This is a genomic window from Marinobacter sp., assembly GCF_041686475.1.
Taxonomy (GTDB): domain Bacteria; phylum Pseudomonadota; class Gammaproteobacteria; order Pseudomonadales; family Oleiphilaceae; genus Marinobacter.
Map to the genome: position 1 here is coordinate 17,841 of NZ_JAWLDU010000039.1, position 10,292 is coordinate 28,132.

Genomic DNA, 10,292 nt, shown 5'->3' on the forward strand with positions numbered 1-10,292 from the left:
GAGTAACCTCTTGTTGGGAAGTGAGAGGTTACTGTAGGGCGAAATTCAGTGGGGCGGCAGGACGTCTCGGAATGGCCGCTTACAGCGAAATTTCATTGATGTTCTGTAGTGTTTGGCTGTAGTGTTGATAAACCTAATGAATGGACAGTGGCCCGGAATGACGTTGTATGGCGAGCAGTGATGGCTATGGATCGGTGAACACAGAAAACCTGTTCAGCCATTGTGAATCAGAGGACATTGCACATCCGGAGCAACTTCAGAACTTCGGGGCCATACTGGTTTTCGAGGCGGATAACCACCGACTCGTACGTTGGTCCGAGAATCTTCCACGGCTACTTGAGACCCCGGTACCTGAGCCTTTCCAGAATATAGCTGTCGCGTTTCCTGTTATCGAGCCGTTTATTCAATCGGCACTGGAAACGTCACCGACCGCTCACGAGCAGAAGTACATCGGCGTAGTGTCAGTCTCTGACGCCGACGCTGCCAAGTCTCCAAAGCCACGTTTGGAACTGCTGGCACATCAGCCACCCTCGCAGCCGAACCTTCGCGTTATAGAATTTATCCCGGTGAAAGATAGGGTTGGCGACCCAAACTGTCTTCATGACCTTAATGGTCTTCTCCGGCTTACTCGCGCTATCGAATCGTGTGACACTCTTGACGACCTGGCCACGACGAGTGTGTCCTCTGTGCAGGCATTGACCGGGTTCGACAGGGTCATGGTCTATCGCTTTGACGACGATTGGCACGGCCAGGTTATTGCAGAGGCGGTATCTGAGGGGCTGGAACAGCGGTTTATCGGGCAGCATTTTCCAGCGAGCGATATCCCGGCGCAGGCTCGTCGCCTGTACTTGGAAAATCGCTTGCGGTTAATCGCGGATGTGGATGCTGAGCCCGCTCCGCTTTCGCCACAGACTGATGGCAGAGAGCCTCTGGACCTGTCGAGAGCCTTGTTGCGTTGGCCGTCTCCTTTCCATCTGACTTATCTGCGCAATATGGGCGTTAAATCCACTCTGACCCTGTCTATTATAGTGGATGGCAGGTTGTGGGGGATGTTGGCTAGCCACGGCAGCCGCCCGAATGTTCCGGCTTTCCAGATCCGGTTTTCGGTTCTTTTGATGATGGAGCTGGTGGGGCATTACATTGCTGATCGGATACAGATGACAAGCCGTCTTGCCAGTAGTCAATCCAAGCTTGAGTTTTTACGGAGGCTGAAAGAGTTTGATGTACCCGGTGAGAAAAATACTGGCAGAGCTTCAGAAGAAACCCTCCGAAACACCGCAGAGCTTCTAAAGGTCTGGTTTAAAGCCAGCCATGTTATGTTTTGTCTTCCGGGCACGGTCATTGGCGACAGTGCGAACGAAACATTGGTTGAACGCTGTCAGGAGCATCTGTCTGATTCCCGGGAACCCATTCTGCTGCACGACCGGGATTCGATACCGTGGTTTAAAACCGTTGCTGAATCCGAAGGTCTGGGCGATATCGCGATAGTCCCCATCGACAGTGTCGCGGGGGCCGGGCTGATTTTAACAAGGCCAACATTGGGTTTTGTCCGAGAATGGGCGGGCGGGCCAAACACGCATGCCGAGTATGAGCGGCCCGATGGAACCACAGTGCTTGGGGCCCGCCGATCTTTCGAGGTCTGGAAAGAAGAAGTGAGGAATCAGAGTGAGCCCTGGCCATCAGAGACGCTTGATATCCTGTCTGACGCCGCCGATTTCGTGGCAAGGCACTGGAGCCGGCTTGAAGCCTCCAAAGTTCGCCAGCAATCCCGGATCCTCACAAAAGCTGTCGACGTTATGCCCGACATGGTGCTCATTACGACGGCAGAGAAGCATCCGGAGACAGGAAAGCGGTCGATACTCTATGCCAATCCTGCGTTATGCGAACTGACTGGCTACCCGGAAGAAGAGCTGTTGGGCAAAGCCCCGGACCTGTTCCAGGGCCCGGGCACGGATAGGGAAGAGCTAAAAAGAATTTCGCAGGCGCTGGATGCGGGAGAGACCGTATCGGCTCGTTTGGTGCACTACACAAAAGACGGAACGCGTTATCTGGTCGAGCTGAAAACTGCGCCAGTCGAGGATGATGATGGGCGACCAAGCCATTATGTCAGTGTTCAGAGGGACGTTACTCTAGAGGTGGCTTTGTCGGACGAGCTGGCTCGTGAAAAACATGAGCTTCAAAATCTGACTGATCGGATTCCGGGCGCTGTGTATACATTTGAACGCAGGCCTGGGGCCGTTTATGACTTCAGGTTCGTCAGTTCAGGTTTTGCCAGGATGTTTGGATTGGCTTCCTCTGAAGCCAAAAGCTTTGATCGGGTTATCAGTAGAATTGCGCCGGAGGAACGCGAGGAGCTGATCGAAAGCATTGAAAAAAATGCCGAAGCGCTGACGCCCTGGAGTTACTCCTTTCGACTGGCGCGAACAGACCAGGTAGACGAGCGTATTATCCGGGCTTTTGCTCAGCCATTTGCCCAGAATGACGGCTCGATTCGTTGGTACGGGACCTTAAATGATGTCACCGAGAATCGGGCGCTTGCTTTAAAAGTTGCGAAAAGCGAGAGGGCCCTGTCGGCGATTCTGAATACGATACCGGAAGTACTCATAGACACTGACAATGATGGGGTTGTTACACAGGTTTATTCCGGGAGCCGACAACTGTTCGGCCGGGACCTGATAACCTACCAGGGCCAGTCGATCCGGCACATTATTCCCGAGAACGCGCTCCATGCTCTGTTCAGATCCCTCAAGGGCAGTGTGACCGGGAAGGCTGAATTCTCTGTTCCGGAGTATCACCCCGACAAATATTTTCTCGCCCGAATTGCAGTAAAGCCTGGTGACGATAAGTTACCTGGTGGGTATGTCTGCTCACTAACAGACATCAGCGAGCGGATTGCTCAGCAGCAACTGGCTGAATATCAGGCGGATCACGACAGTCTGACGGGATTGCTGAATCGTCAGGGGCTTCATCGACAATTGTCGACCCTTGCGACGTCGATCTCTTCGGAAACGCGATTTACTGCGTTGTTCATTGATCTGGACCGCTTCAAGGCGATTAATGACATTCATGGCCACAAAACCGGCGACGCGATTCTGGCGGAAGTCGGACACCGGTTAGCGGAGTTCTCCGAGCCAGGCGTTTTGTTGGCCAGGATCGGCGGCGATGAATTTCTCATCATCATTCCGGACACGCCGCAATGCCCAATAAGTGCGCAAAACGCTGAATTGGTCGCTGAAAACGTGAGAGCCAAAATACTCAGGCCGTACCGCATTGACAACGTGACCTATCACGTAGATTGCAGTGTCGGGATTGCGCGATCTGACGATGTCCCTGATTTCCAGGCTGATCTGATGGTGTGTGCGGACATAGCCATGTACTCGGCCAAGCGGGATGGTGGCGGTAAGGTAACCGTCTTCGAGAGCAGCATGCATGAGACGACGCAATACCATCACAGGCTTGAGCAGGATCTTGCAGCCGCTATCAAAGAAGGTGGTGCAGGTGTCCGGTTGGCCTACCAGCCGATTATCCATGGCAAGCACATCATTGGCTACGAGGCGCTGCTTCGATGGCAGCACAGTGAGTTTGGCTGGGTATCACCGGGGGAATTTATCCCCATCGCTGAACAGTCCAGTTTGATTGTAGATGTCGGCAATTGGGTCATGGCGCAGGCGGTATCTCAGTTAGCGGCCTGGTCAAAAAATGCTGCATCCCGGGATTTCTTGCTGTCAGTGAATGTCAGCGCGCTTCAAATTCATCAGGACCACTTCGTTGAGAATACGCTCAAGCTTTTGCAAGAATACGACGTTTCTCCGCAAAAACTGAAGCTGGAGGTAACCGAGACCCTGGCCCAATACGAATTGGACCAATCTATTCAAAAACTGCAGACATTGAGGGCGCGGGGTATTCAGTGCTCTCTTGATGATTTTGGAACCGGCTATTCGTCATTGGCACACCTTCAGCGCCTGCCTCTGGACGAGGTTAAAGTCGATCAGAAGTTCATTCGCGATATGGCAGAGGACGCGGGGGCAGCGGCCATCGTTCGTATGATCATGAATCTGGCTGAAACTCTGGATCTTAGAGTGGTGGCTGAAGGTGTTGAAACAGAACATGAGCTGGCTGCCTTACAGGCACTCGGGTACCAGTACTATCAGGGCTACTTTTTCGGCAAGCCGAACTTCGAACCACAGTTGGACATTAACAATGGACGTCGTTAACAAGCTGCGTTGCGAAACCAGTGATCTGCACGAACGGCTCGAGGAAACTGTGTTACTCAAGTCATTAATGAGTGCCCATCCAAAAACTAACAACCGACTGATTTTCAGGTAAAAATTCTGAGGAAGGGTAAAAGAATCCTCTTGGCTCTGGTATGTTTAAAGTGCGACCAAAAAACAGCCAACAACCAAGAGGATCCAGCATGCGAGAGACCCGCAATGCTCAGGCCAGTATATTCGAACATTACTCAAATCACGAGTATGGCGTCAGCCCCGGAAGCTGTCGGAGGTCCTGGACAGGCAACCCGAGATTCTTGAGCTGGTGGCCGCAGATTTGATAGACGCGTCTGTGTCAGCCGTTGGGCGAACCGGTCTCAGCGCAGAGAGTGTTCTGCGTTGTCTGGTGTTAAGGCAGCAACTGGGTTTCAGCTATGAACAACTGGCGTTTCATTTGTCGGATTCGGTGACCTACCGAACCTTTGCCCGATTGCCGGCTCACCTGTCGCCCAGCCGGTCCTGCCTGCAGTCCACGATCCGCAGCATCAAGCCAGAAACTCTGGCGCAGGCGCACCAGGTATTGACCCGAAACCAGATGCACCAGGGCGTGATTTCGATGGATAAACTGCGTATCGACAGTACCGTGGTGGCCAGTCATATCGCCCCGCCCAGTGACAGCCAGTTGCTGAATGATGGCGTTCGTGTGATCAGTCGTCTGCTGGCAAAAAGCAAAACCGAAACCGGCCTGAACATCCGCTTTACCGACAAACGTAAGGCGGCGAAGTCACTGGCCTTTCGCATATTCAACGCGAAAAAGGCGACCAAGGACGAACTCTATCCTGACCTGCTGACGATCGCACGACTGGTATTGAAGCAGGCGGATCGCGGACGACAGCAGGTCATTGAAGGTGCGGAGACTTCCATACCCTGCCATAAATGGTTGGACGCTCTGGCACACTTCAGGGAGCTGACATCCCGCGTGATCGAGCAGACCGAACGTCGTGTTATCCAGGGCGAACGGGTTCCTTCCTCGGACAAGATCGTCAGCCTGTTCGAATCCCACACAGACATCATCGTCAAGGGATTCCGCGACGTGCAATACGGCCACAAGATCAACCTGAGCAGTGAAACGGGGGGCTTTATCACCGCGTTAACCATCGAAGAGGGTAACCCCGGTGACAAAACGCTGTTCCTGCCGGTTCTGGATTTTCATCGGTCTGTTCTGGGCAAACTGCCTCGCTCCGTGGTTGCCGATGGCGGCTACGCCAGCCAGGCGAACGTCGCAGCCGGACGCGCCATGGGGCTTAAGCACGTGGTGTTTCACAAGCCTGTTGGCGTATCGCTCACCGCCATGGGCGTGAAGTCGAAGACCTTTAACGTATTACGTCATTTTAGAGCCGGCGTCGAAGGCAATATCTTGGAACTGAAAAGAGCCTTCGGAGCCACGAAAGCAAAGTGGAAAGGTCACGATGGCTTCAAGGCGTTTGTTTGGGCCTCGGCTCTGAGCTACAACCTGGTAAGGTTGGCGCGCCTCGGTCCCGATTAGCCGACAGGTTCCTAGGGCGATTTGAGTCGGATGTCAGGGCACTGCTCGTTGAAAAAGATATTCTTCCTGACTTAAAGGCGACTCAATGCGCACTGCTAGTGGCTCTCGATCCTCCAGCTTTCGGTTAGCGCCTTTATGAACATGTGTCCAAGCTACGAATTGTCGTTGAGCGGGCAAAGGTCAGAACTTTTAACCAAGGAAACAGCTCCTTAAAGTTTTGGACACGCCATGGACACAAGTTGGACACAGGTGCGAACTCATGTGCCAAATAGTTAATTTTCAGAATCAGTGCAAAGGTCATTGCCTGTCTGGTGATTAAATTGAGCAAGATTTTTGTGTGAGCGAGGGGATAGAGGGTGGCAGGTGCGGAAATCGGACAGCGGTAGGTTGGTGACATGCATCCAACTGTTGTGGTGAGCTAACGATAGCAAGCCCTTGGAGTTGATTAGCAGGCTATTGCTGCCCTCGGTCATAAGATCTCAGAACCCGATTAAGTGCTTCGAAGAGCAGTATTTTAAGCAGCTGTCAGGTGTCTAGGATATCGGGGCTTGCCACCCTTGACGGACGGGGCATCATGGACGAGGCCAGACCCTTCTGCTTTTCATTGCGTCACTAACGGCGAATGTATCAAGAATTCCCCAGCTATCATCGAAAGCAGTGATGCCTTTGGAGCAGGAAGCTGATTGTGCCAGAAAACATAGCATTGGAGAGCGCAGACGTCGATCTGGAAGAGGCCTAACCGCGTGGTATGTGCTCGAACAATGCGAGCGAGATCTTATCCTACCAACGCGAATGGATCGCGGTCCGGAAAAAGGAACTGGGCGTCTAGCCCTCTTTTGCTGTCAGCCCTCGTAAATAGAAGGGTTCAGGAACTGTCTCTTCCAGAAAAACCGCTTTTCTGTCTCGGTCATCTGCGCTTCGTCACACACCTGATCCCAGCTGCTTTGAATAACGTGCTCCAACGATTCAACCTCCTCCTTGGCATGCTGCGAGTTCAGATTAAACTTGTGAGCCGCTTCCCGGCACAGGGTTAGCGTGCTCTGGCGCTTACCATCTAGTAAGGCCATCGCCTGACTGGCGATACCTGTGTTCCGGTTTTGAGGGCAGATGTCATAGGCTGGCGTGAGCGCCAATGCTTTACCGTCATAAAATGCCGCATGGTTACGAGCGTGATCGTCGGTATTGCCACAAAGCACATTGAATACCATGCGACGGTATAGCTCCCGGAGACTGTTTGTAGGATTGTGAAACTTCTGGCGAATCATATCCGCCAGTAAATCATAACTGGCGTAACGGGCCATCATCTCATCCAACTGGAAGAGAGTGAGGGCAGAGAGCATTAGCTTTCTTTCAAAACCGCCAAAGCGGGCAACCCGGTCGAAACGCTCTACAAGGAGAACGTCACGACCTGCCGCCGATTCCATCCGTACCGGGGCAACCTCCAATCCCGCTTTATCCGCCAAACGCATGGCCACAAACTCACCCTTCACAACATTCTGAGTGTCGATGGATGAGGAGAATTTGGCGACGTACTTTTTATCGCCTTCCTGTATCAGTGCCTTCGGACGAGCACCCCCAATAGAGGTGCCATGATTCAGGGCTCGCTCCAGGTCCGGGGTCAATGGTAGACCCTTCTCAACGCGACTCGATGCCTCCAGAAGTTCTTCAAGGGACGCATTGTCGGTCTCTCGCGGCACATACTCGCTTGGCGATCGCTGAAAATCCAGCGCACCGACCCGATCGCTTCCCGATTCGATGAGGTAGGTGAGTTCGTCCATCTCCGTGTCGGCGCTAGCGGAGCTGCCCATCATCCGATGAATAATAACGCGGCGGCCCCAGGCGTCCGGAGATCCGTCTCTCAGACAGCTCGGCATGGTCATACCGCCAATGGTTTGATGCGATCCCTTTCTGAGCGGTAATTCGTCGGGGTTCAGAGAGATTGCATCGTTCCGCTCGACGTAGCGGTTGCCGTAATGGAAGTTAAATCCATTGCTTGCCCTGTATACTCGACCCGCTGGCACCGGATCCAATGCGCCCGGAAGCCAGAGCCAAACATAAAGCTCGTTGATCGGCTTATTAGAAGTCATCCTTCAATATCTCCTTGGTTTTGCGGGCAGATTGAGGCAGCAGGGCAGCGTTGTTTTTGGCCATGTGGATTTTATGGGCTAACACCTCAAGCTTCGCTCCCTCGGAGGTGTCGGGCTGGAACAGGGGCACCCCCACGATGAACGCCAGTTCGAAGGCAACGCCAATCTCGCCGGTCAAGCCGCCTTTTTCGACCCGGCGAACAAAGTTTGGCGACGTGCTCGCCCGTTCTGCCAGTTCCTCGATCGACATACGCTTCTCTTTTCTGGCGTTTCGAATCAGCAGACCGAGCAACCGGCATGCCTCTTTGGTATAGACGCTGTAGTTACGGACTTTTTTACGGGGCATTGCATTCACTCATGAATGGTTTGATGCTTTCGTCGTTCATAGTTGAATGATACCGCATGATGGGACAAAATCCTATAATGAGTTCATGGATGAATGATAAAACACCTTTAACATTCACCAGTGAACGATTGGTTTCAGCCATCTCCTTTATTTGGCCTTTTTTACAATTCCCAAAACTGCCCAAACCGTAAGCCATGAATCGATCCGTCTTTGGTGCAACAAGTTCGGCCCCATGTATACGAATCGTTTGAAGCGCAAGCGTCAGGGCTACGGTGATACATTCTACATCGATGAAGTTTTTGTGAAGATCAACGGCGAGTTGCACTACCTATGGCGGGCGGTTGACCAAGATGGTGATGTCGTTGATGTGCTCCTGCAATCCAGGCGAGATGGACGAGCTGCAAAGCGCTTCTTCGGGCGGCTCAAAAGGTCCCATGGCGCTGAACCGAGGAAAATCGTCAGTGACAAACTGCGCAGTTACGATGTAGCTCACCGGGATCTCATCCCCGAGGCTATCCATGAAAACACTCAGTATGCCAACAACAAAGCAGAGTTATCGCACCAACCCACTCGGGTTCGAGAGAGACAAATGCGCCGATTCAAGCCATCAAGGCAAGCGCAGCGTTTCCTGAATGCCCACGCTGTTGTCTACACCTTGTTCAATCTCGGACGTCACCTGATCGGAGCGGAGCACTATCGAAACCTTAGGGAAAGTGCGTTTTCGGATTGGAGGACGGCAGTGGTATGAAGAGAGCAGGGAAGGTGACTGCGCCTTGCGATAGTTATTGGCAATACCTTCGTCAGTATTGAGTGGTGTGCATTCTCGACGGCAGAGAGGTTCTAGACAACTGTTGATCAGGAGTGAAAACTGCGTGTCACTTCATAACCTCCATTTAACCCGCAACGAAACCTTCAACTGGGCGGCTATTCCATTCTATGAACATCTATGAACAGCAAGGTAACACCAGAACTCTCATGGATGTGGGAGAGCGATTCATAAAGACTCGGATAATTGGTCGGGTTCTGCCCCGTTTCCACAGACTGTTCTAAAGCGGCCGTCAATCGAAGTTTTCAAAAAGGACCGCTTTGAGAACCGAGCGGCCACGTTATGGTGACATAACCCAACAGTCGTGGCCGCCGCTCTTAAACAAAAGCGAACATTCGCCGCACCCCAAATCCCTGGCTTTTATGCCTCCTGAAACAGGTAAGAAAAAGCCCATCAAGAACTTGGTAAACGGTCAAAAGGGCTGACGGTTCCAGCACGCCGATCGCCAATGATATGCGTGTAGATTTCGGTCGTTCGAATGTCGCTATGCCCGAGAATTTCCTGAACCGTCCTGATATCGCTTCCCGATCTCAATAGCTCTGTCGCAAAGGCATGCCGAAAGGTATGAGCCGTGACACGCTTGGTGATTCCCGTGGCCAGAACGGCCTGCCTCAATCGCCGCGAGTACGATGAATGATGAAGATGGTGGCGGCACACATAACCAGCGATGGGATGAACGCATCTTGTTGCGGATGGGAACAGGTACTGCCAACCAAAGTCCTTCATGGCCGGTCCATACTTTTTGTGAAGTGAGGCCGGCACTGAAGTAAGCCCGAATCCCTCGGCCAGGTCGGACTCATGTACTGCCCTGACATGGGCAAATTGCCGCTCCATGTTTTCTCTCAGATTGCCTGGAATCAGTGTGTATCGATCTTTTCGTCCCTTACCGCTAAATACGAGCAAGTTGCGGCTTTTGAGGTCGATGTCTTTCACGCGAAGCGAAAGAGCTTCATTGATTCTCAAACCGCATCCATAAAGAAGCGCTGTAATGAGCCAATACTCTGCTTCCATGTTTTGAAGAATGGAAGCGACTTCATCGGGACTCAGAACGGTCGGCATGCGCCGAGGCGTTTTCGTCATCTTATACTGTAAGTTTTCAATCTCCCGTTTCAGCACATGCTTGTAGACAAATATGATCGCGCACAGAGCCTGGTTTTGAGTGCCCGGACCGACTCCCCGGTTGACGGCCAGGTGATTCAGGAAACGCTCAATTTCGTGATTACCCATGACTTCTGGGTGCTTTTTGTCATTGAAAAGGATGAACTGACGAACCCAGTAG

Annotated in this window: 5 protein-coding genes and 1 pseudogene; 3 read left to right on the top strand and 3 right to left on the bottom strand. The window is 52.5% G+C overall.

Annotated elements, in window-relative coordinates; genetic code table 11:
* The first annotated feature begins 167 nt into the window (after positions 1-167).
* Both ACESMB_RS10325 and ACESMB_RS10330 read left to right on the top strand, forming a co-directional pair.
* Positions 168-4,214, top strand: a complete 4,047-nt coding sequence (locus ACESMB_RS10325) for an EAL domain-containing protein (protein WP_372971485.1) — start codon at positions 168-170, stop codon at positions 4,212-4,214.
* A 200-nt stretch (positions 4,215-4,414) separates the two neighbouring features.
* Positions 4,415-5,754, top strand: a pseudogene (locus tag ACESMB_RS10330) (ISNCY family transposase).
* Between the two features lie 842 nt (positions 5,755-6,596).
* Here ACESMB_RS10330 and ACESMB_RS10335 read toward each other — a convergent pair.
* Together ACESMB_RS10335 and ACESMB_RS10340 are read right to left on the bottom strand one after the other, a co-directional pair.
* Positions 6,597-7,841 carry a type II toxin-antitoxin system HipA family toxin gene (locus ACESMB_RS10335; protein ID WP_372971486.1) on the bottom strand — a complete coding sequence of 415 codons (1,245 nt, stop codon included), beginning with the start codon at positions 7,839-7,841 and terminating at the stop codon, positions 6,597-6,599.
* On the bottom strand, positions 7,831-8,187 hold the full coding sequence (locus tag ACESMB_RS10340; RefSeq protein WP_372971487.1) for a multiprotein-bridging factor 1 family protein: 357 nt from the start codon (positions 8,185-8,187) through the stop codon (positions 7,831-7,833). The genes ACESMB_RS10335 and ACESMB_RS10340 overlap by 11 nt, the downstream gene beginning before the upstream one ends.
* Positions 8,188-8,338: 151 nt before the next feature.
* Between ACESMB_RS10340 and ACESMB_RS10345 the strand changes: the two genes are divergently transcribed.
* Positions 8,339-8,935: an IS6 family transposase gene (locus tag ACESMB_RS10345; protein WP_372971488.1), complete on the top strand. Its 597-nt coding sequence runs from the start codon at positions 8,339-8,341 to the stop codon at positions 8,933-8,935.
* A gap of 471 nt (positions 8,936-9,406) precedes the next feature.
* Here ACESMB_RS10345 and ACESMB_RS10350 read toward each other — a convergent pair.
* Positions 9,407-10,292 (bottom strand): integron integrase (locus ACESMB_RS10350; RefSeq protein ID WP_372971489.1); only part of this gene is annotated, 886 nt, incomplete at its 5' end.